Genomic DNA, 22,228 nt, shown 5'->3' with positions numbered 1-22,228 from the left:
AGGGGCATCAGTCGTTGCGGGAAACCACGTCCGTCACCATGGCCACCGTCGCCGCATGCGAGGCGCGCGACTGCAGCACGAAGCGGCGGGCGATCTCGATACCGACGGTCACCAGCGTGTACAGCCCGGCGGCGACGCCCAGGAACAGTACGAATTGCAGCGTGCGGTCATCCATGGCGCGTCCCCCTTTCCCCTGATCGAGGCGCAAGCATCGCGCCAGCCCCGAATGTGAAAGTGAGCACAAAGTCACATTTTTGAAACGTGGGGCTCGTCCTGTCCACCGGGGGTCACCTGGGCACCCTCGGGTGTGAAGATGCCCTGCCCGAAGGCGATGAGGTCCCCATCGGGCACCTTCACGAGCAACTCCCGCTGGCCATAGGGTTTGTCGGCCGGCCCGTGGACATCTTCCTTCGGCAGGGTGTCGAGCCTGGGCTTGAGCTCGGCGTAGAGCCCGTCGACGTCGCGGACATCGACGTAATATCGAAAACGCCGGTTCCCGGCGATCAGCGGATTGCCCTCTCCCGCCTCCATGATCCGGATGCCGCAGCCCTCGCGCTCGATGTAGGCGTAGCCGGGCTGGCGATAGAGCGTCCTGAAGCCAAGGATGTCCGCGAAGAACCGCGTCGTGGCCTCCACGTCCGCCACGTGCATGAACGGGGTGATCTGGAGGAAGTTGGCCATGGGGGCGGAGTATGCGCCGGCCCCCGCATCGGGTCGCTTACAGGTGGCTGAGGCTGTCGCTGATGGCGTTGCCGCCCATGCCGATCGGTGCGTAGACAGTGTCGACGCCGGGAACGTGGATCTCGCCATGCGGCGAGTACGGCACCATGCCGCCGACGATGACGTAGGCGTAGTAGTTCGGCGGATCGGTCCAGTCGGTGCGTTCGCCATTGAGCGGACCACCGAGGAACAGCACGACCATCAGGAATCGATCTCGCCCGGCGTTTCGGGGTTCATCAGGCAGCATCCTTCGAGGCAAAAAAAAGAAGGCCCGATCTCACGGACCTTTTTCAAGGGTCTGGAGGGGATCGAGCCTTCCGCTCGTCGTGGTCGTCTTCGAGTGCCATTCCCTCGAACCTTTCGTTCCTGGGTTGGCGGAATCTTGGACGTCCTCGACGGTCGCGAAGGTATCGGATGCACCGTCAACGTACTGTCAAACACAACGGCCGCTTCACGCCCACGGCCACCAGTCGCGGCCGGTCAATGCGTAACGATCGGCCGCGCGTTCGAAACGATTGCGCACGCTGACGCCACCGCAAGCCAGGTACAGCGGCAGGAACAGCGGCCCGAGCGCCATGTATTGGAAGACATGCGCGCGCTCATGATCGGCGTAGGTGATCGAGGCTTCGTGCGCATGCCCCGCGCGATGCGCATACGTCACGCATTCCGCATCGAGCGAATCCCCCGTATGGAGGATGGTGTTCCCGAGCGTGATCGCCCCGCCCGGCCCCCACGGGAACCGATGGAACACGATCGCGCATTCGCGCGCGCGCACGTGCGCATGCGCGCCGAAGGCCATGCCCGCGGCGCCTGCGATCAATCCGATCAAGGTATTCGGCACGGTCCAGACCATGCCGATGGCGCGCGCGACCGCAAGCGGAAGCGCGCGCATCATCGCCTCAGCGCGCGAGCAGCCAATCGTGGATGGTCTGCGGCACTTCCTTCTGCGCGCGGCCCGACACGTAGATGCCGATGTGGCCGCCCTTGAAGGAGAGCTCGGTGTAGTCCTTCGTCCCGACCACGTTGCGCAAGGCCTTCGACGCACCCGGCGGCACGAGGTGATCCTGCTCGGCGAAGATGTTCAGCACCGGCATTTCGACCATGCCCAGGTGCACTTCGCGATCGCCGATGGTGATGCCGCCGTTGATGAAGCCGTTGGCCTGGTAGAACTGCTTCACGAACTGGCGGAACGCTTCGCCCGCCTGGTCCGGCGAATCGAAGATCCACTTTTCCATGCGCAGGAAATCCTCGATCGCCTTCTTGTCGTCGAGGATGTCCACCAGCCCGACGTACTTCTGCACGAACAGGCGCGCCGGCTTGAGCGTGAGGTAGCACCAGTTCATCAGGTCGGCCGGCACGTTGCCGAGCGTGTCGACGAACAGGTCGACGTCCATCGCGCGCGTCCAGCTCGACAGCATGTTGTCGTCGGTGTGGAAATCCACCGGCGTCACCATGGTGATCAGGTTGCGGATCTTTTCCGGATGCAGCGAGGAATAACACAGCGAGAACGCGCCGCCCTGGCAGATGCCGAGCAGGTTGATCGCATCCAGCCCGTGCTCGCGACGCAAGTAATCCACCGCGCCGCCGAGGAAGCGTTCGACGTAATCCTCGAGCGTGAGATAGCGATCCGAACGATCCGGATAGCCCCAGTCGATGATGTACACGTCTTCGCCGCGCGCGAGCAGGCCGCGCACGATCGAACGATCGGATTGGAGATCGACCATGTACGGGCGGTTGACCAGCGCGTAGCTGATCAGCAGCGGCACCTTCGCCGTGGGCGCTTGCTCGCCACGATAGCGATACAGCACCACCTTGCCGTCCGACCACACGGCTTCCTTCTTCGTCGCGCCGTACTGCACGTCGTCGACGTCGCGCAGGGTGTTCAGGCCCGCGCCGAGTTTCTGTTGCATCCGCAGCGCTTCGTCGGCAAGCGCTTCGGGGCTGATGTCCAGCGGACCCTGGTTACCGAGGCTCATGCGCGCTTCCCCTTGCCCTTCGTGCCGTTCCTGGAGGAGGTCTTGGTGTTGGCGTTCTTCGGCTTGTTGCCGCCGAGGATCTTGTCGCCCTGCACTTTCAGCGACGCCTCGCCGCTGCGTGCTGCGGCCGGCGCGGGCTGCTGCGGCGAGGACTGCTGCGCTGCCTGCGGCTTCACCGACGCCATCGCCTGCATCGCATCGCGCAACTTGCGCACTTCGCGTTCCAACTGCGTGATCTTGCGATGCGCGGCATCGATCTCGGTACGCGTGGGCATGCCGAGCTGGCCGGTCGCGTTTTCCACTTCGCGCTGCACGCCACCGCGCACGCGCATCTGTGCATCGACGAGCCGGCCGTACACCTTGCGGAATTCATCCGACAGCGCGATCTCGGCATACGCCTCTTCGGCCGAGTCGATCCACAGGTCGAACATTGCGCGCGCAGACTTCAGTTGCTGGCCTTCGCCGGTGCGTGCGGCAAGCTTCTGCTCGAACACTTCGTACGCACGCTGGCCGGACTTCACCATCAACGCGTTGTAGGCGCTGTTTTCCTGCTGCAGGTCCAGCTGCGCCTGCACAAGTTTCTGCCACCGCTCCTGATGCTCGCGCGCGAAACCGAAGGCCGGCATGCCGAGCCACGAACTGGTTTCACGACGCCAGGCATCCAGGAACGGCGAAGCATCCTCGATCCATTGGTCCAGGCCCTGCTGGCCCTGGCCGCGCATCGAGCGGAACAATTCCGGGAACGGGTTTTCGCCGACCGCACCGAGCGCCTGCTTCCACGCACTGGTGATATCGCGCGCCGAGGCGTCCTGGCCGGCAAACTGCGCCGCCACCTGCTGCATCGAGCCATACCAGCTGCGGGCCTGGCCGTTGAAACGGTCGACCGCCGCATTGACCTCCGAGCGCTGGCCGTGCGCGAGCTGGGTCCACCAGTCCACGGCGTCGTGCCATTGCTTCATCGGGTCCGGGGTGGCGGGCTGGGCCGCCGGGACCGCCCCGCGGAGCATGTCGCCCCAGGCGCTCCAGTACTGCCGCGCCATCTTCTCGAAATCCTGCCCTGCGTCCATCCGTGCCTCCCACGCGAATCAAGGCGGCATCATATCGCCCGAATTGTTGCAGTGCCGCATTCCTCAGAACTTGGGGATCCTGAGGGTCTTGCTGATCATCAGCGAGCCCGACAGCGCGAACACCAGCACCAGCGGATGGAGCTGCCACGGGCCGAGATGGACCACCCCGAACCACAGATCCGTCCCGATGCGGTCCTGGACGGCCGCCACCGCCAGCAGCACCACGATCAGCAGGCTCGTGGGAATCGGCGTGCCTTCGAAGAACTTCACCTTGTCGTCTTCGCCCGACAGGGCCTCGGCCGTCACGTTGTAACGCGCCAAGCGGCTGACGCCGCAGCCGACGAAATACGAGAGCACCACCCAGTCCCACCCGCCCTGCAGGCCGCAGGCATAGCCCAGCGCCGCGGGCGCGACGCCGAAGGAGATGACGTCGGCCAGTGAATCGAGTTCGCGGCCCAGGGTGGAGGCGGACTTGCGCCAGCGCGCCACGCGGCCGTCGAGGGCATCGAAGATAAAGGCCAGCGGGATCAGGGCCATGCCCACCAGGAGGTCGCGCACGATGCCTTCCTGCAGGAAGCGCATGGCCGCGAAGATCGCGCCGGTGCCGCAGAAGGCGTTGGCCAGCGTGAACCAATCCGCCAGGTGGAAGTCGCGCAGCATCGAGAAATGGCGGGGTCGCGACATCGTTGGACTCCTAATGCGAGGGCGCAGGGTGCCAAAGGGGGTGTGAACGTCGCAACCTCCCTCTTCGGAAGGACGCCTCGGCACGTGACGTGGTGTGGTTCCCCTGTCGCTCCCGACACGCCATCCATGGCCATCGAGTCGCGAGCGCAAGGCCATCCATGGCCTTGCTCTGGTGAACCACACCACGCCACGCACCGAGGCTCACCTCAACTGAGATGGCTGCTTCTTCGGCGGGAGAGCCTTCGGAGAGTTCGACGGTCCGTTGCTTTCCAACCGAAGGGGACGACAGATCAGTTGCAGTTAGCCTCGGTGCGTGGCGTGTTGTGGTTCACCAGAGCACGGCCATGGATGGCCGTGCGCCCGCGACTTGGTGGCCATGGATGGCGTTCCAGGAGCGGCAGGGGAACCACAACACGTCACGTGCCGAGGCGTCCATCCGAAGCGACGCGCTTACTCTCGCCGCCAATCGTCACCGAACGCATCGCGCATCCGCTCATACGCTTCGCGCTGTTCGTTCGAATGCGCACGCGGCGCGAGGATTTCCAACTCGACGATCTCATCGCCAGGCGGCTGCCCAGGCAACCCACGCCCACGCAAACGCAGCTTCCGACCCGATTCCGAATCCGCGGGAATCTTGAGCTCCACCGGGCCGCCCAAGGTCGGCACGCTCACAGTCGCACCGAGCGCCGCTTCCCACGGCGCGAGCGGCAACACGTGCAGGATGTTGCGCCCGTCGACTTCGAACTGCGGATGCGCGGCGTATTCGATCTCCAAATACAAATCGCCGCCGTTGTTGCCCTGCTTGCCCAGGCGAATCGACTGCCCCGGCTTGATGCCCTTGGGCACCTTGATGTCGAGCGTGCGCCCGTTGACGCCGATGCGCACGTTGCCGCCGCTGTACACCGACTCCAGCGGCACCGCGAGTTTGGCGCGCGTGTCGCCACGTGCCTGCGGTCGCGGGCCCGGGCCGCCGCCTGGGCCGCCGCGCTGTCGGCCGAAGAGCGACTCGAAGAAATCGGAGAATCCGCCGCCCGCGCCGCCGCCGGCGAAGATCTCGTCGAAATCGAAATCGCCCTGCCCGCCATGGAAACCACCGGGTGGCGGCTGCACGTCGTCGCCGGGCCGGTAACCGCGCGTGCGCAACTGATCGTAAGCCGCGCGCTTCTGCGGATCGCGCAAGGCCTCGTACGCCTCGTTGATCGACTTGAACTTGTCTTCGGCGCCCGCTTCCTTGCTCACGTCCGGGTGGTACTTGCGCGCGAGGCGGCGATAGGCCGTCTTGATCTCGGAGTCGCCGGCGCCGGGTTCGACGCCGAGGATCTGGTAGTAGTCCTTGAATTCCATGCGCGAAAGCCTACCGCAACGCCGTCGAGGCCGGATCATCGCCTAAACTCGGCGGCCTGCCCCCCCATCGAGGAGTCCCCCATGTCGATCCAGTCCGGCGACCGCATTCCCGAAGTCAACCTCAAGCGCATCCGCGACGGGGGCGTGGAGACGGTCGACACGCGCACGCTGTTCGATGGCAAGAAGGTCCTGTTGTTCTCGGTGCCCGGTGCGTTCACGCCGACGTGCTCGGAGCGCCACCTGCCCGGTTTCGTCGAGCGCTACGCGGACTTCCGCGCGCGCGGGATCGAAGTGCTGTGCATGTCGGTCAACGATCCCTTCGTCATGAAGGCCTGGGGCGAAGCGCACCAGGTTCCGCAAGGCTTCGAAATGTTGGCCGACGGCAACGGCGACTTCGCACGCGCGCTCGGCCTGGAGATGGACGCGACCGCCTACGGCATGGGCACGCGGTCCAAGCGCTTCGCGCTGTATGCCGAAGACGGCGTGGTGAAGCAGTTGCATGTCGAAGCGCCGGGCGAGTTCCGCGTCTCGGCGGCCGACTACGTGCTCGAGCAGCTGGGCTAAGCGCCCTACTCCATCACGCGGAATCCGATCGCCGTCCACGCGCCGGTTTCGGCCAGCGCGGTGAGCGTGTGCGCGCCGGCGTCGGCGAAGTCGAAATCGAAGGGCGCCGCGCCGCGTGTTTCACCGACCATGCGGCCGTCGATGAGCCAACGGATGCGCGCTTCGCTGCCGAGTGCGCGCACGGAGAGGCGAAGCGGCGCCGTGCTGTTTGAAGGACGCGCAAGTGTTGCGCGGTCGACGAGGCCATCGATGCGCAGCGATTGCGTGGCATCGCGGTTGTCGGGTTCGCAATCGGCGGCGCGCGGGGGCAACGTCGCCGCCGCGCGCGTTTCAGTGGAGAGCCACGGGGATGCGAGGGCGGGCCAGCGCGCGAGTTCGGCAGGTTTGCGATCGTGCGCACCACTGCATTCGGCCGTGAGGCGTTGACCCGTGCGTGCATCCACGTCGAAGCGTTCGACACCGGCGTTCCACAAGCGCGCATCGCGTTCGGCGAAGGTCGGCGGCACGTTGCCGTCGAGTGTCCACGCTTCGCGCTTCTTGCGGCACAACGCGGGCGCCGCCGGATCGGGCGGCAGGCCGAGCGGCCAGCACACTTCGATTTCCTCCACGCCGGCCGGCGGCGGACGCGGCGCGCTGTCGACCGCGGCCGTCGGCAAGCCGTCGATGGTTTCAAACAACAATGGTAAGGCCGTCATCGCACCGTATTGCCCCGGCAATGGCGTGCCATCCGGTCGACCGATCCAGACACCGACGGTGTAGCGCCGCGTGCTGCCGAGCGCCCATGCGTCGCGATAGCCGTAGCTCGTTCCGGTCTTCCATGCCACGCGCATGCGCGACCGCGGATCGAAGGTATCGGCGACGCTGCCCGGGCGCGGATGTGCTTCGAGGATCTCGCGCACGATCCACGCCGCACCCGGCGACAACAATCGGCGATCCACGCGCGGTGCGTCCGGTCGATACCGCACGCGACCGGCGATGCCATCGCGATTGAGCGCCGCATACGCGCCGACGAGATCTTCCAGGCGCGCCCCGGTACCGCCGAGGATCATCGCGAGATTCGGCGCCCCGCCCTCTGGCCACTTCAACGCGATGCCCGCATTTTCCAAGCGTGCGGCGAAACGCGCGGGGCCAACGCGATCGAGCAGATCCACCGCGGGCACGTTCAAGGACAGACGCAAGGCTTCCGACGCCGCCACCGGCCCGTTGAAGGCCATGTCGAAATTGCCGGGCCGGTAATCGCCGAAGGATTGCGGCGCATCGACGAGCAGACTCTCCGAGTGGATCAACCCATCGTCGAGCGCGAGCCCGTAGAGAAACGGCTTGAGCGTCGAACCCGGCGAGCGCCAGGCCTTCACCATGTCGACGTGGCCCAGGCGTTGCGGATCGCCGAATTCGACCGAGCCGACATAAGCCCGCGCTTCCAGCGTCGCGTTGTCGACGACCAGCAAGGCCGCGGACGTGCGCGGCGGCAGATCGGAGAAATACGCGGCGACGCGTTCTTCGAGCATGCGTTGCAGGTCGTTGTCGATCGTCGAACGGATGCGCGCGGTACCTGGTGTTTCATCGCGCAGGCGTTGTGCGAGCAATTGCGCATGGCGCGGCGGTTCGAGCGCGCGCGCGACCACCGGTTCGATGCGCGCTTCGCGCACGTCGTCGGACGACCACACGCCTTCGCTCGCCATGCGCGCCAGCACCTTGTCGCGTGCGACGCGCGCGCGTTCGGGTTCCCGATCCGGTCGCAAACGACTGGGCGATTGCGGCAACACGACGAGCAGCGCCGCTTCGGCGTGCGACAAGCGCGATGCCGGTTTGCCGAGATAGGCCCAACTCGCGGCTTCGACGCCCTCGATCGTGCCGCCGAACGGCGCGCGATCCAGGTACAGCGCGAGGATCTGGCGTTTCGACAGATGCACTTCCAGTTGCAATGCGCGCGCCATCTGCCGCGTCTTGTCGAACACGCTGCGGCGCCCCGGCCTGGGCGGATCGAGGATGCGCGCGACCTGCATCGTCAGGGTCGAACCGCCCGACACCACGCGCCCATGCCGCGCCCATTGCCCTGCCGCACGCGCGAGCGCGATCGGGTTGATCCCCGGATGTTTGTAGAACCAGCGATCCTCGTAGCCGATCAAAGCCTGCACATAGAGCGGCGAGACACTTTTCATCGACGCCGGATAGCGCCACACGCCATCGCGATCGGCGAAGGCGCGCAGTGGCGTGCCGTCGCGCGCGAGCACGATCGCCCCCGCACCGCGCCCATCGGGCAACGGTACGGGGAACGCGAGGTCGCCCAACATCGCGAGGACGAGCAGCACCTCCGCCGCCAACAGTCCCCGCCACCACCATCGCCTTCGACTGCGCACGGTCATTGCCCCGGTTGGGTCACCGTGATCGTCGCGGGCGTGCGCGCGCCCGTGCCGCGCAACTCGGGTCGATACATGTCCTCCGCCTGCGGCGGCGGCACCGCGTACGTGCCCGGTGTTACGGCCCGCACGAGGTAGAACAGGCGCGCGGTGTCGTAGCGATCGAGTTTGAGCGCGGCGGCATAGCGGTCGTCGCGGAACTCCTCGTGGCGAATCTCGCTGGCGCGGTCGCGGTTGGCGATTTCGATGCCGTCGATCACGACGCCCGCCCATTGCTTCGCATCGCCGAGGTTGAAGTTCTCGATTTCCAGGCCCGCGGGCAACAGGTCGGTCACCAGCGCATCGGGCATCGGTTGCGAGGTCTTCACCGTGAGCAACACGATCAGGCTGTCGCCCTCGGCGAGCTTGTTGCCCTCCCAGGGTTTGCCGTCGGTGGTGTAGTAGGTGCGCACGATGTCGATCGCGGACTTGTCGACGGGCGGCGCTTCGCGCGGGATACCCGCGACTTCCATGCTCACGTAATACGGCGGCGGCGTGGTGGGCACGAAGCGCAGGTCGAGCGCGGCCGAATCGACGAGACGGCCGGTCATCGGCACGTTCGCGACATCGCTGCGTTCATTGGCGCCGACCCACTGGCCCGCGACCACCTTGCCCTTGCCGCGCATCAGCGCCTTGCCCATGCGCGCGATCGACACCTGTTCCTGCGTGCTGAGCCAGAACCAGCGCTCCTTGCGGCGCGCGTCGAGTTCGCGACCGAGCTTGATCGTGCGCGCGTCGTACTCGGGCTTCGCCAGGCCACGCTCGTGCACCAGCGCGATCATCATCGCGTCGTCGCGGATGCGCGTGCCGTAGTCGCCGAGCCATTCCGGACGCTGCGCATCGTCGAACGCGAAGCCTTCGGCGATCGCTTTCGCGCCGCGTCGACGATCGCCCTGCAGCGACAGTGCAATGCCCAGGCGAACCAGCGGCAAGCCGGTTTCGGCCTTGCTGCGTTCATCGTCGTACAGCGCGCGCAGCGTCCCGAGCGGCGCGCGATTGACGCGGGCCAGCGCATAACCGGCATGCGCGCGATACGCGAACATCAGGTGCGCACGATGATCGTAGTTGTAGAACTGCGGCCCACCGGAGAGCAGATCTTCGTTGAGCGCCTTCAGCGTCTTCTGCAGCATCGCCTCGGGCACGGCGAAGCCGGCTTCGCGCGCATCGAGCAGGAACTCGGCGATGTAGGGCGTGAGCGAAGGATCGACCATGTCTTCGCCGCCCCATAGCGAGAAGTGGCCCGAGGCGACCTGCATGCCCGCCAGGCGCGCGAGCGCGCCGGCGATGCGATCGCGCCGCACGCGATCGCCGAGCGGCGGCACGCCCAGCAACTTCGCGGTGGCATCGTCGAGCACGAGCGTGGCGAAGCCCTTGCTCGTCGTCTGTTCGGCGCAGCCGTAGGGATACTTCAGGACATCTTCCAGCGCGGCGGCGAAAGGAATCGGCGGGAACGCGCTGACCACCAGGCGCCCGCGCACCGAATCGGGCATCAAGCCCGCGGCCAGTTCGGGGTCCAACGCGATCGGGCCATTGCCCTGCACGGTCACGCTGCGCGTGCGCATCACCTGCGGCCAGGCCGCGCGCACCGGGAGATCGTATTTGCGATCGACCGAATGCCCGTTGCCATCGACGCGCACGCGCACCTGCGCCGTGGAGAAGCCTTCCTTCGCCTGCAGCGGGAAGGTGAGCGTCGTGCGTTCTTCCTTCGCGAGTTTCACCGTGCGCGCGCCGTTGGCGACCGACAGCGGCCCGATGCCGTCGACCTGCACCTTGAAGGTGCCCGGCTTGCCGCTGAAGTTCTGCACGTCCAGCGTGACGTTGCTCTTGTCGCCCGGCGCGAGCACGCGCGGCATGCTCGCTTCGGCCAGCACCGGCGCGCGCACGAGCGTTTCGTTCGCGCGACTGCCGTACTTGCCGCCCGACCACACCAGCGCGGACACGCGCAGCGTGCCGTTGAAATCGGGCACGTCGAGCTTCACGCGCGCGATGCCCTTCGCGTCGAGTTGCACCGGGCCGCTGAACAGGTCGACCGTCTGAACGCGCGAGGTAGGCCTGCGTGCTTGCGGCAGTGCGAGCGGCGGTGCCATGTCGCCGCCGAAGCGGATCTTCGCGGTGTCGCCGTCGAAGCTTTCGATCACGCGCCCGTAGAGGTCGTACGCATCCACGCCCAGGCGACGCTGCGCGAAGAAATGCTCGGCCGCGTTCGGCACCGGGAAGCGCGTGATGTTGAGGATGCCGACGTCGACCGCGGACACGGAAACAAAGGCCATCTGCCCCGCAAGCTGCGGCGCGCTGACGACGACCGGCAGTTTCTGCTGCGGCCGCATCGCCTTCGGAACGGCGACGCCGACCGCGACGGTGCGATCGCGGCGATCCATCTCCACATGCGCCACGCCGACGGCGCGCGCGGGCGTGATCTTGCTCTTCGCGCTGCCGCCGCGGAATACCAGCGCCGTCACGTACACATCGTGGCGCTCGAACTCCTTCGTCACCGGAATCTCGAACGTGCTGCCCGCCTTCGCCGTGATGCCCTGGACGAAGAGCATGCGGTCGCTCTCGACCATCAGCAGCCCTTCGCCTTCGTGCGGCGGCGTCACCGTAACTTTCATCGTGTCGCCGGCGCGGTAATGCGTCTTGTCGAGCGCGAGCTTGACCTTGTCGGGACGCGCGTCGAGGCCGCGGTTTTCGTCGTCCCAACTCCAGCCGGCGGTGAAGGGATAACGCGTGGTGAGTTTCGTCGTCGGGTCGTAGATTTCGACGCGATAGTTGCCCCACTCCACCGGGAAAGCCATGCGCACGGCGCTCGTGCCCAGGTCGACGTTGCGCGTTTCGATCGCCGACCAGCGGCTGCTGTAGTCGTAATCCCAACCGCCTTCGTCGCCCCAGGCCCAGTGGTAATCGCGTTGCTCGCGCATCAGCGTGACGCGTGCGCCCTGCACGGCGCGCATCGTGCCGTCGGCGGAGTAGCGCGCCAATTCGAAACCGGCGTTGGCGTTCGCGCCCGGCCCTTCCTTGTCGTCGAACAGGGGGCGCACGCCGACCAACGTTTCGGCCGGCCACACCACGCGCGTGATCGAACGGTTGACGCTGCGCCCGCCGGTTTCGAACACGCTGCCGGTGACGATGGCGGCGATCGGCGTGACGGGTTTGGCTTCCTTCGGCAATTCGATGGGCTGCACGAGCGTGCCGTCGTCGCCGAACTCGGTATCGACGATGTCCTTGGCTTCCTTCGGCAAGGGCAGCGTCGGGTCGCCGAAGAACCAGCCCTTCAGCGCTTCGATGGGATGTTGTTCGACTTCGACGGCGAGCTTGGCGGTGAAGCGGTTGCCCGCCGCGGGCGCGCCGTAGAGATACGCGCCGGTGGCCTTCAATTGCAGCGGTTGCCCGAACGCGAGCCGCGCGGGCGCGTCGAGATCGAGTTTCATGCGCTCGGGCAGGAACTCTTCGATGCGCAGCGTCATGCCCTGCACCGCTTCCTTGCTCGACGGATCGGTACGGAATTCCACGCGCCAGCGGCCCGTGGCGGCATCGGCGGGAATCACCTGTGCGTGGCGGACGTAGCCTTGCGCATCGGGTTGCAGCGGCGTTTCGAGCAGCGCCTTGCCATCTGGCTGCACGTAACGCACGAAGATCGGTTGCGGCGGTTTGCCCTTGGTGTCGATCGGCTGGCCGTCCTGGTCGCGCAACAACGCGGAAATGCGCACCGTTTCGCCGGGGCGATACAGGTCGCGGCCCGACCAGGCGAACACGTCGAACCACGCCTGTTCACGGCCCGACACCGCGAATTCCGACAGATCCAGCGCAGGCTGGTTGAACGGCAGCATCGACACGTCGGTGCCGTGGGTGGCGACGAGCACGTGGGTCGCGTCGAGTTTGTAGGGCAGCAGCGCGTTGCCGTTGCGGTCCGTGCTTCCCTTCAGGATCGTCTCGCCGCCGGCGTCGAGGATCTTGAGTTCGACCGTGGCCTGCGCACTGCCGGTCTGCAGCGACGCAGCGTGCACGAACAGGCGATCCTTGTAGGCGCGCGTGTGCAGGCCCAGGTCGCTGACGGTGAAGAACGCGGTGTCGTACTGATCGCTGAACTGGCCGGCGCGCTTCATCACCGCGAAGTACAGGCCGGGCTTTTGAAGCTCGGTGATGTCCTGCAGCGGCAGATACGTCAGCACGCGTTCGTTGGTGCGGCCGCCGAGCGTGAAGCGGTTGACGTACACCGGTTCGGCGAGTTTCGACAGCGGCGTGCGGCTATGCGTGTCGCCGGAATCGTCGTCCCAGGAATAGTCGCGTTCGAGATCCCAGGTCCCGCGACGACCGCCGCGCTGGAACTGTGCGAAGAAGCGCGGGAGTTCGCTGTCCTTGATGCGCAGGAATTCGACGTCGACTTCCGGCACGTTGATCGACACCACCGGCAGGCCGCGGCTCTCGCGCGCCGGCAACACACTGCCCTGCGAGGCGAAGCCGACCACCGGATCCAGCGGACCGGTGTGCACCGTGCGGCGGATGTCTTCCTTCAGCGTGCGGCCGTCGGCGGCCGTGAGCTTGGCGGGAATCGAGACGATGTAATCGCGCCCGGCCTCCACGTGCGGGAAGCGCAGCACGCGGCCTTCGTCGTCGCCCTTGTCGTCGAGGACCCAGCCGCCCTTGATGGGCGCGCCGTCCTTGTCGGTCACCGACAGCAGGTCGTCGAAATCCTGGGTGCCGACCAGCGGCTTGCTGAATTCCAATGCCAGCGCGAGCGTATCGCCTTCCTGGTCGGGATACGCCGCGACCAGGCCGAAGCCGGCGACCTGCGCTTTCTTCGCGGCGATCTTCTCGCCGCTGACTTCCGGCAACTCGCCGGTCGGCCGTGGCTTGCACCCGGCCGCGAACCCCAACGCCAAAGCGGCGACCGCCGCCCACCCAACCGCCTTCCGAAACGCACCCCCGACTCCGTTCGGACGCGCAGACGACTTCATGGTCGATCCCTATTTGTGTTGTGCGGCGACAAGCTGTCGCCTTGCGGTCGCCGAATCATGCGCCAGATACGACAACGCCGCCCGGAGGCGGCGTCGTCGAATGCGTTTGCGCACTCGCGCGATCACTCCGGAATACGGCCCTCGGCGTCGCCGGCGGACACGTCGGCAGTCGCGTCGACGACCTCCGTTGCCGCGCCTTCAGCTTCCGACACCACGACCTCGTCGTCCAGCGACGCATCCACGCGTTCGACCGCCTGCAAGGTCTCGTCCGCCGCAAGGCGGATCAGCGTGACGCCCTGCGTGTTGCGGCCGACCTGCGAGATCTCCGCCGCGCGCGTGCGCACCAGCGTGCCGCCATCGGAGATCAGCAACACCTCGTGGTGGTCGCTGAGCTGGATGGCGCCGACCAGCTTGCCGTTGCGGGCGGTGGTCTGGAGCGCGATGACGCCCTGCGTACCGCGACCCTTGCGCGGGTAGTCCGCCGCGGGGGTGCGCTTGCCGTAGCCGCGTTCGCTGGCGGTGAGGATGTCGCCGTCGCCTTCGATCACGATCAGGCTGCGGACTTCCTCGCCTTCGGCCAGGCGCATGCCGCGCACGCCGGTGGCGGTGCGGCCCATCGAACGGACTTCGCCCTCGGCGAAGCGCACGGCCTTGCCGTTGGACGCGAACAGCATGACTTCGCTCTCGCCGCAGGTCAGCGCGACGCCGACCAGCGCGTCGCCGTCGTCGAGGTTGATCGCGATCTTGCCGCGCTGCAGGCGGAAGGCGAACTCCGTCAGCGGCGTCTTCTTCACCGTGCCGTGCCGGGTGGCGAAGAACACGAAGCGATCATCGCGGTACTCGCGCACCGGGAGGACGGCCTGGACCTGTTCGCCCGGTTCCAGCGGGATCCAGTTGACGATCGGACGGCCGCGCGCGTGCGGGCCGGCGTCGGGCAACTGGTACACCGGCAGCCAGAACACGCGGCCGGAGCTGGTGAAGGTGAGCAGCGTGTCGTGCGTGTTCACCAGCCACAGCTGGTCGATGAAGTCCTCGTCCTTGGTCATCGCCGCGTTGCGGCCACGGCCGCCACGGCGCTGCGCGCGATACGAGCTGGCCGGCTGGCGCTTGGCGTAACCCGAATGCGACAGCGTCACCACCACGTCTTCCGGCGCGATGAGGTCGAGGATGTCGAGGTCTTCCTCGCTGGCGCGGATTTCCGAACGACGCGCGTCGCCGAATTCTTCCTTGAGATTGCGCAGCTCGGTGCGGATGACGTCGAGCAGCACGTCGGGGTTTTCGAGGATGCGGATCAGGCCCGAGATGGTTTCGAGCAACTGCTTGTATTCGTCGGTGAGCTTTTCCTGCTCCAGCCCGGTGAGGCGGTGCAGGCGCATCTCGAGGATCTGCTGCGCCTGGACTTCGGTGAGCTGGTAGCCGTCTTCCGACAGGCCGACGCCCGCCGGCAGGTCTTCCGGACGCGAGGCATCGGCGCCGGCCGCGGCCAGCAGCGAGCCCACCAGGCCCGGCTGCCAACGGCGCGCGAGCATGCGCTCGCGGGCTTCGTTCGGGTTCGCCGAGGTCTTGATCAGCTCGATCATCTCGTCGATGTTGGCGAGCGCGACGGTGAGGCCTTCGAGCACGTGGGCGCGCTGGCGGGCCTTGCGCAGTTCGAAGATGGTGCGGCGGGTGACGACTTCGCGGCGGTGGCGCACGAAGGCTTCCAGCATCTGCTTGAGGTTGAGCAGCTGCGGGCGCCCGTCGACCAGCGCGACCATGTTGATCGCGAACACCGACTCCATCTGCGTCTGCGCGTAGAGGTTGTTCAGCACGACCTCGGCCGACTCCCCGCGCTTGACCTCGATGTAGATGCGCATGCCGTCCTTGTCGGACTCGTCGCGCAGCTCGCTGATGCCCTCGAGGCGTTTTTCCTTCACCAGCTCGGCGATCTTTTCGATCAGCCGCGCCTTGTTGACCTGGTACGGGATCTCCGACACCGCGATGGCTTCGCGGCCGTTGTCTTCGTTGACTTCGATCTCGGCGCGCGCACGCATGCGCACGCGGCCGCGGCCGGTGCGGTAGGCGAGCTGGATGCCGGCAGTGCCGTTGATGATGCCCGCGGTCGGGAAATCCGGGCCGGGGATGTACTGCATCAGGCCTTCGACGTCGAGCAGCGGATCGTCGATCAGCGCGATCGTCGCGTCGATGACTTCGTTGAGGTTGTGCGGCGGGATGTTCGTCGCCATGCCGACCGCGATGCCCGCCGAACCGTTGACCAGCAGGTTCGGCACACGCGTCGGCATGACGGTGGGCTCGAGTTCCTTCTCGTCGTAGTTGGGCTGGAAGTCGACGGTTTCCTTGTCGATGTCCGCCATCAACTCATGCGCCAGGCGCGACATGCGCGCCTCGGTGTATCGCATGGCCGCCGGGGAGTCGCCGTCGATCGAACCGAAGTTGCCCTGCCCGTCGACGAGCATGTAGCGCAGCGAGAAGGGCTGCGCCATGCGCACCAGCGTGTCGTACACCGCGGTGTCGCCATGCGGGTGGTACTTACCGATGACGTCGCCGACGATGCGCGCCGACTTGTAGTACGGCTTGTTGCTGTGGGCGCCGAGCTCGTTCATCGCGAACAGCACGCGGCGATGCACCGGCTTGAGGCCATCCCGGACGTCGGGGAGCGCGCGCCCCACGATCACGCTCATCGCGTAATCGAGGTAGCTGCGGCGCATCTCGTCTTCGAGGTTGACCGGGATGATTTCCTTGGCGAGTTCTGCCATTCGGTGGGCTTTTTCTAAGGAGTGCGCAAGACGGGAATTCTAGCATGGAAACGGCCCCGTCGAGGGGCCGATTCTTGGGTAAAAACAGGAACTTAGGGGCGCTTCATGGCATCCCGAAGGCATCACGCATCGAAGCCGCGTCGGGATGGCGGATCACCCCCCGCTCCGTGACGATCGCATCGATCAGATCGTGGGGCGTGACATCGAACACCGGATTCCAGGCACCGATGCCCTCGGCCACGGTGCGGCTGCCGCCGACGACGTGCAATTCGGCGGCGTCGCGCTCCTCGATTTCGATCATCTCGCCGCTGGGCGTGGCCATGTCGACGGTCGAGGACGGCGCCACCACCATGAACCCGACCCCATGATGGCGGGCGGCGATGGCGAGCTGGTAGGTGCCGATCTTGTTGGCGGTATCGCCGTTGGCGCAGATGCGGTCGGCGCCGACGACCACCCACTGCACCTTGCCGGTCTTCATCAGGTGCGAGGCGGCCGAATCGGCGATGAGCGTGGCGTCGATCCCGTCCTGCTGCAATTCCCACACAGTCAGGCGCGCGCCCTGCAACCACGGGCGCGTTTCGCCGGCGAAGACCTGGTCGATGCGGCCCTGCGCGACGCCGGCGCGGATCACGCCGAGCGCGGTGCCGAAACCGGCGGTTGCGAGCGAACCGGTATTGCAATGCGTGAGCACGCCGCTGCCCGGTTCGATGAGCGAAGCACCGAGCGCGCCCATGCGACGGTTTGCGGCGAGGTCTTCGGTGTCGATGGCCTGCGCTTCGCGTTCGAGGGCACCGCGCCAGTCGTGGTCGGCGCGAGCGAGCGCGGCGCGCATGCGGGCCAGCGCCCAGGCGAGATTCACCGCGGTCGGGCGTGCGGCGTTGAGGCGTTGCAATGCCGGTTCGAGCTGGGCGGCGGCATCGCGCGCGTCGGTCGCTTCGACGGCGCGTTCGGCCAACACCACGCCCCATGCGGCCGCGATGCCGATCGCGGGCGCGCCGCGCACGGCGAGTGCGTGGATCGCGGCGGCGACGTCGTCGCTGGTGCGGCAGGTCAGGTATTCGGTGTCGAAGGGGAGCTTGCGTTGGTCGAGCAGTTCCAGCGCGTCGCCGGTCCAGCGGATGGGGCGGATGCGGTCGTAGCGGGCGTAGTCGAAATCGTCCATTCCGGTAGTTTAAGGCACTACCAGACGGTGAATTCCGCCCTGCAGCCGCGGCTCACCCACACGCCGCGCTGGTCCCAGCCCCAACTGTGGTTCTGCACGCACGGCGACTTCGACAACTGCCGGGTCAAGCGCGCGCCCTGCCACACACCGACTTCGCAACGACGCTCGCGCCCGCGGTCGGATTCGCATCGCACCTGCTGCGGGCCCAGTTTTTCCACCGCCGCATGCCCCTCGCCGATCTGGAACTCCGCGCGACAGCCCTGCGACACCCACACGCTGTTGCGGTCGTAGCCCCAGGTGCTGTGCTGGATGCACTGCGACTTCGACAACTGCCGGATCAATTGCACGCCACCGATCGTCAGGGCCGGACAATGCCGGCGCGACACCGTGTTGGACGCCTCGCATTTGAGGAATTGCGGGCCCGGCGCGATCGCCTTCGTATCGCCGAGGCCGAAGTCCGCGCGACATCCCGCGCGCACCCAGATCTCGCCTTCGCGCACGCCCCAGTTCTCGCCCTCGATGCACGGACTGCGCGACAACTGCCGCACCAGGCGCGCGCCACCGCGCACGTCGGCCTTGCAGGAGGTGGACCGGCCCTTCGCCGATTCGCAACGCACGATGTCGGGCCGGTTGCCCGGATACGGTTCGGCCGTGCGGAATTGTTGCGCCCACGCAGGCGCGACGACCATCAGGCCGGCGAGCAAAACGGGGGAGGCGCTGGTTGGCATCGACGAAGTCCTCGATTTCCTTCGCGCACTGTCCCGGATCGCTGAATGCGGGGTCAAGACCACGTTGAACTCAGGCGCGTCACGCCCGCGCGAAATCGAAAGCCAGCACGTCGGCGATCCGGTCGGTGCCCGCCAGGGCCATCATCAGCCGGTCGACGCCCAGGGCTACGCCCGCGCAGGGCGGCAAACCGCGCTCCAGCGCGGCCAGCAGCGCTTCGTCGATGGGCGGCGCGGCCTGCCCGCGCGCCCTGCGCACGGCCTGGTCGCGTTCGAAACGCGCGCGTTGCTCGCCCGCGTCCAGCAGTTCGTGATACCCGTTGGCAAGTTCCAGCGGACCCAGGAACACTTCGAAGCGCTCGGCGAGGGGCGGATCGCCGGGGCGGATCTTCGCCAGCGCGCATTGCGATGCCGGGTAGTCGCGCACGATGTGGACGGTGTCGGCGTCGAAGGCCGGCTGCAGCCGATGCGTGATCAGCAAGTCGAGCCAGTCGTCGTGCACCAAGCCCTCGGGATCGATGACGACATCGCCCAACGCGTTGCGCAATTGCGCATCGTCGGCGGCGAAAGGATCGATGCCCAGGCGATCGCGGAACAGATCGCGATACGCGATGTCGACCACGCGCACGTCACGCCCGACCAATGCGAGCGCCGCACGGATCACTTCGACCGTTTCGTTCGCGAGCCAACGATGATCGCGCCCGACGCGATACCACTCGAGCATCGTGAATTCGGGATTGTGGCGCCCGCCGGCTTCTCCATCGCGGAACACGCGCCCGAGTTCGTAGCAATCGCCGATGCCATCGGCCAGCAGGCGTTTGAGCGGGAATTCGGGGGACGTGCGCAACCAGCGCGTGCGCGGTGCGCCGTCGGTGCGGCCGGAGAATTCGAGCGAGAACGAGGCGATGTTCGGATCGGTGTTGCCCGCGCGCGAGAGCACCGGCGTTTCGACTTCGAGCACGCCACGCTCCGCGAAAAACGCGCGCAAGGTGGCGTACAGGCGGGCACGGAGACGGAGCGCGTCGTGGGTCATCGCGATGGGCTTCAAACCTGATCCGCGAGGAATGCGATCAAGCGCGCTTCGTCCCAGACTTCGACGCCGAGCTCCTGCGCCTTGGCCAGCTTGCTGCCGGCTGCCTCGCCGGCGACGACGAAACTCGTCTTCTTGGAGACGCTGCCGGACACTTTCGCGCCCAGGGCTTCGAGCTTCGCGCCGGCTTCGTCGCGCGACATCGAAGACAGACCGCCGGTCAGCACCACCGTCTGTCCCGCGAGCGGGCCGTCGGCCGCGCGTTGCGGCGCGCCTTCCGGCCAGTGCACGCCGTTCGCGCGCAAGGCAGCGATGACCTCGCGGTTGTGCGATTCGGCGAAGAAGTGCGCGATACGCGCGGCGACCACGGGGCCGATGTCGGGCACCTGGCGCAGCGTTTCTTCGTCGGCCGCGAGGATCGGATCGAGCGCGCCGAAATGCCGCGCCAACGTGCGCGCGGTGCTTTCACCGACATCGCGAACGCCGAGGGCGTAGAGCACGCGTTCGAGTGTCGTCGTGCGGCTGGCATCGATCGCGGCGACCAGGTTTTCGGCCCACTTCGTGGCGACCTTGCCGGATTTCACGGTCTCGGGCACCGCATCGGCGAGTTCGTCCGCGCGTTGCTTCATCGCGACGAAATCCTCGACCGTCAGCTTGTACAGGTCGGCCACGCTGCGCACCATGTCGAACTCGACCAGCGCGGTGATGAAGCGTTCGCCCAGGCCTTCGATGTCCATCGCGCGGCGCGAGGCAAAGTGGAACAGCGCCTGCACGCGTTGCGCCGGGCAGAACAGACCGCCGGTGCAGCGTGCGACGACTTCGTTTTCTTCGCGTTCGATCGCCGAGCCGCAGACCGGGCATTCCGTCGGCAACTGATATGCGGGGAATTTCGGCTTGCCCTTCGCATCGACCGGACGCTTTTCCTCGACCACGCGCACGACCTCGGGAATGACATCGCCCGCGCGACGCACGATCACCGTGTCGCCGACGCGCACGTCCAGGCGCGCGATCTGGTCGGCGTTGTGCAGCGTCGCGCGCGTAACCGTCACGCCGCCGACCTGCACCGGCGTCATCAACACCCACGGCGTAACCGCACCGGTGCGGCCGACATTGACCTCGATCGACTCGACGACGGTCGGCACTTCCTGCGCCGGATACTTGTGCGCGATGGCCCAGCGCGGCGCGCGCGAAACGAAGCCCATCGCGCGCTGCTGGTCGTAGCGGTCGAGCTTGTAGACCACGCCGTCGATGTCGTACGGCAGCGCGTTGCGCTTGTCGCCGATGTGCTTGTAATACGCGAGCAGGCCGTCGGCGCCCGTGGCGACGTCGACTTCCGCGCTCACCGGCAGGCCGAGTTCGCGCAGCCATTGCAGGGTGCGCGAGTGCGTCGCGGGGAGCGTCGCGCCCTCCACTTCGCCCAGCGCATACGCATAGAACGCCAGCGGGCGCTGCGCCGTCATGCGCGGATCGAGCTGGCGCAGTGAACCGGCCGCGCCGTTGCGGGGATTGGCGAGCGTCTTCTCGCCGTGTTCCCGCGCCCACGCGTTGTACTTTTCGAACGCGGCCTTGGGCATGTACACCTCGCCGCGCACTTCCAGCACCTTCGGCGCCTTGCCGCGCAATCGCAGGGGCACACTGCGCACGGTGCGCAGGTTGGCCGTGACGTCTTCGCCCGTCGCGCCATCGCCGCGCGTCGCGCCGCGCACGAACACGCCGTCTTCGTAGCGCAGGCTGATCGCCAGGCCGTCGAGCTTGGGTTCGACCGAGAAATCGGGCGTCGCGTCGCCGGTTTCCTTCGCGATGCGCGCGACGAACTCGGCGACTTCGTCGTCTTCGAACGCGTTCGCCAGCGACAGCATCGGCACCGCGTGCTTGACCTCGGCGAACTTGCCCGAAGGCGCGGTGCCCACGCGCATGGTCGGCGAATTGGGGTCGGCGAGTTCGGGGTGCTCGCGTTCGAGCGCTTCGAGTTCGCGCAGGAGCTTGTCGTACTCGGCGTCGGCGAGCGTGGGGTCGTCCAGGACGTAGTAGCGGTAATTGGCGTCGTCGAGAAGGCGGCGCAGTTCTTCGACCCGCGCCGCGGTTGCAGCGGCCTTCCCCATTACCAGCGCGCCGGCTTCGTCAGCGGCGGCGCTTCGTGTTGGCGGTCGTAGCCGCGCAGTTCATCGCGGATGTGCGCGATGCGTTGGCGGCCCAGCGCATTGCGCGATTCGTCGAGCACCACGCCGTCGAGCAACTCGGCCATGCGCTGCGCGGTCGGCAGCATCTTTTCCCATGCATCCAGCGCGGTCATCGGCGCCGGCAGCGTGAGGAAGAAGGCGATCGCGGGGGTTTCGAGTTCCTGGATCGTGGCCATCTCGAAACTGCCGGGCTTCATGATGTTCGCGACGGAGAAGATCGGGCCGCGCTCGGGGTGGCCTTCGACCAGGCGGTGGAAGATCTGCATGTGGCCGTAGGTCAGGCCGGCCTTTTCGGCCGCGACGACGATGTCGCTGCCGCGCAGCTTCGCGCCTTCGCGTGCGGCGACATACAAGGTAACGATCTTTTCGAACGAGGCGTCGCCGCGCTTGCCCAGCTCGCTGTTCTCGTTGCGGGCGCCCAGCTCGAGTTCGGATTGCGACTGCTCGCCGGCGGCGAATTCGTCGGAAATCTGTTCGCCCAGCGTGGGCTCGATGCGTTCTGCATCGCCGCGGTTGGCGGCGTCGGCAAACCCGCCGCCGACACGACGCCCCTGCCCCGGCTTGCGCGGGCGGCCGAAGATGTAGATCGCGGCGATCAACAGCACGCCCGCGATCGCGATGCCTATGCGCAGTACCGTCGAATCCATCGCGTGCTCCCTGTGATGAGAC

At 66.9% G+C, this 22,228-nt stretch carries 17 protein-coding genes; 1 reads left to right on the top strand and 16 read right to left on the bottom strand.

Going from position 1 to position 22,228, the window contains the following annotated elements:
* Positions 1-7: 7 nt before the first annotated feature.
* The 8 genes from AC1DOM_RS14835 to AC1DOM_RS14800 form a co-directional block, all read right to left on the bottom strand.
* Positions 8-175 carry a hypothetical protein gene (locus AC1DOM_RS14835; RefSeq protein WP_498964644.1) on the bottom strand — a complete coding sequence of 56 codons (168 nt, stop codon included), beginning with the start codon at positions 173-175 and terminating at the stop codon, positions 8-10.
* A gap of 71 nt (positions 176-246) precedes the next feature.
* Entirely contained in the window at positions 247-681 is a 435-nt protein-coding gene (locus AC1DOM_RS14830; protein ID WP_498964642.1) for a bleomycin resistance protein, read from the bottom strand.
* 37 nt (positions 682-718) lie between these two features.
* Complete coding sequence (locus tag AC1DOM_RS14825) at positions 719-922, bottom strand: hypothetical protein (protein WP_498964640.1); 204 nt, start codon at positions 920-922, stop codon at positions 719-721.
* Positions 923-1,171: 249 nt separating this feature from the next.
* Complete coding sequence (locus AC1DOM_RS14820; RefSeq protein WP_498964638.1) at positions 1,172-1,612, bottom strand: hypothetical protein; 441 nt, start codon at positions 1,610-1,612, stop codon at positions 1,172-1,174.
* Between the two features lie 7 nt (positions 1,613-1,619).
* Positions 1,620-2,696, bottom strand: coding sequence for a class III poly(R)-hydroxyalkanoic acid synthase subunit PhaC (locus AC1DOM_RS14815; protein ID WP_498964636.1), 1,077 nt, complete (start codon positions 2,694-2,696; stop codon positions 1,620-1,622).
* Positions 2,693-3,763, bottom strand: a complete 1,071-nt coding sequence (gene phaE, locus AC1DOM_RS14810; RefSeq protein ID WP_498964635.1) for a class III poly(R)-hydroxyalkanoic acid synthase subunit PhaE — start codon at positions 3,761-3,763, stop codon at positions 2,693-2,695. The genes AC1DOM_RS14815 and phaE overlap by 4 nt, the downstream gene beginning before the upstream one ends.
* 63 nt (positions 3,764-3,826) lie before the next feature.
* Complete coding sequence (locus AC1DOM_RS14805) at positions 3,827-4,447, bottom strand: CDP-alcohol phosphatidyltransferase family protein (protein WP_498964633.1); 621 nt, start codon at positions 4,445-4,447, stop codon at positions 3,827-3,829.
* A gap of 450 nt (positions 4,448-4,897) precedes the next feature.
* Positions 4,898-5,791 (bottom strand): DnaJ C-terminal domain-containing protein, encoded by an 894-nt coding sequence (locus AC1DOM_RS14800; RefSeq protein WP_498964631.1) that lies wholly within the window; start codon positions 5,789-5,791, stop codon positions 4,898-4,900.
* Positions 5,792-5,872: 81 nt separating this feature from the next.
* Here AC1DOM_RS14800 and AC1DOM_RS14795 point away from each other — a divergent pair, with 81 nt between their 5' ends.
* The gene (locus AC1DOM_RS14795) at positions 5,873-6,355 is read left to right on the top strand and encodes a peroxiredoxin (RefSeq protein WP_498964629.1); all 483 of its coding nucleotides are present in this window, start codon (positions 5,873-5,875) and stop codon (positions 6,353-6,355) included.
* A gap of 5 nt (positions 6,356-6,360) precedes the next feature.
* Here the strand turns inward: AC1DOM_RS14795 and pbpC are convergent, their stop codons facing one another.
* The 8 genes from pbpC to zipA form a co-directional block, all read right to left on the bottom strand.
* Positions 6,361-8,721: a penicillin-binding protein 1C gene (gene pbpC, locus AC1DOM_RS14790; RefSeq protein WP_498964627.1), complete on the bottom strand. Its 2,361-nt coding sequence runs from the start codon at positions 8,719-8,721 to the stop codon at positions 6,361-6,363.
* Positions 8,718-13,706, bottom strand: a complete 4,989-nt coding sequence (locus AC1DOM_RS14785) for an alpha-2-macroglobulin family protein (protein WP_498964625.1) — start codon at positions 13,704-13,706, stop codon at positions 8,718-8,720. Before AC1DOM_RS14785 ends, pbpC begins: the two co-directional genes overlap by 4 nt.
* A 122-nt stretch (positions 13,707-13,828) precedes the next feature.
* The gene (gyrA, locus tag AC1DOM_RS14780) at positions 13,829-16,462 is read right to left on the bottom strand and encodes a DNA gyrase subunit A (protein ID WP_498964623.1); all 2,634 of its coding nucleotides are present in this window, start codon (positions 16,460-16,462) and stop codon (positions 13,829-13,831) included.
* Positions 16,463-16,565: 103 nt separating this feature from the next.
* The gene (mtnA, locus tag AC1DOM_RS14775) at positions 16,566-17,624 is read right to left on the bottom strand and encodes an S-methyl-5-thioribose-1-phosphate isomerase (RefSeq protein ID WP_498964621.1); all 1,059 of its coding nucleotides are present in this window, start codon (positions 17,622-17,624) and stop codon (positions 16,566-16,568) included.
* Between the two features lie 17 nt (positions 17,625-17,641).
* A complete protein-coding gene (locus tag AC1DOM_RS14770) occupies positions 17,642-18,352 on the bottom strand; it encodes a DUF3011 domain-containing protein (RefSeq protein WP_498964619.1) in 711 nt (236 codons plus the stop codon).
* 79 nt (positions 18,353-18,431) lie between these two features.
* Entirely contained in the window at positions 18,432-19,382 is a 951-nt protein-coding gene (gene epmA, locus AC1DOM_RS14765; protein WP_498964617.1) for an EF-P lysine aminoacylase EpmA, read from the bottom strand.
* 11 nt (positions 19,383-19,393) lie between these two features.
* Positions 19,394-21,481 carry an NAD-dependent DNA ligase LigA gene (gene ligA / locus AC1DOM_RS14760; RefSeq protein ID WP_498964615.1) on the bottom strand — a complete coding sequence of 696 codons (2,088 nt, stop codon included), beginning with the start codon at positions 21,479-21,481 and terminating at the stop codon, positions 19,394-19,396.
* Positions 21,481-22,206: a cell division protein ZipA gene (gene zipA, locus AC1DOM_RS14755; protein WP_498964613.1), complete on the bottom strand. Its 726-nt coding sequence runs from the start codon at positions 22,204-22,206 to the stop codon at positions 21,481-21,483. The genes ligA and zipA overlap by 1 nt, the downstream gene beginning before the upstream one ends.
* Between the last annotated feature and the right edge of the window lie 22 nt (positions 22,207-22,228).

The sequence above is a fragment of the Lysobacter sp. P5_B12 genome (assembly GCF_056400425.1).
The sequence above is the reverse complement of the archived record's forward strand: the minus strand, read 5'-3'. Positions and strand labels throughout refer to the sequence as shown.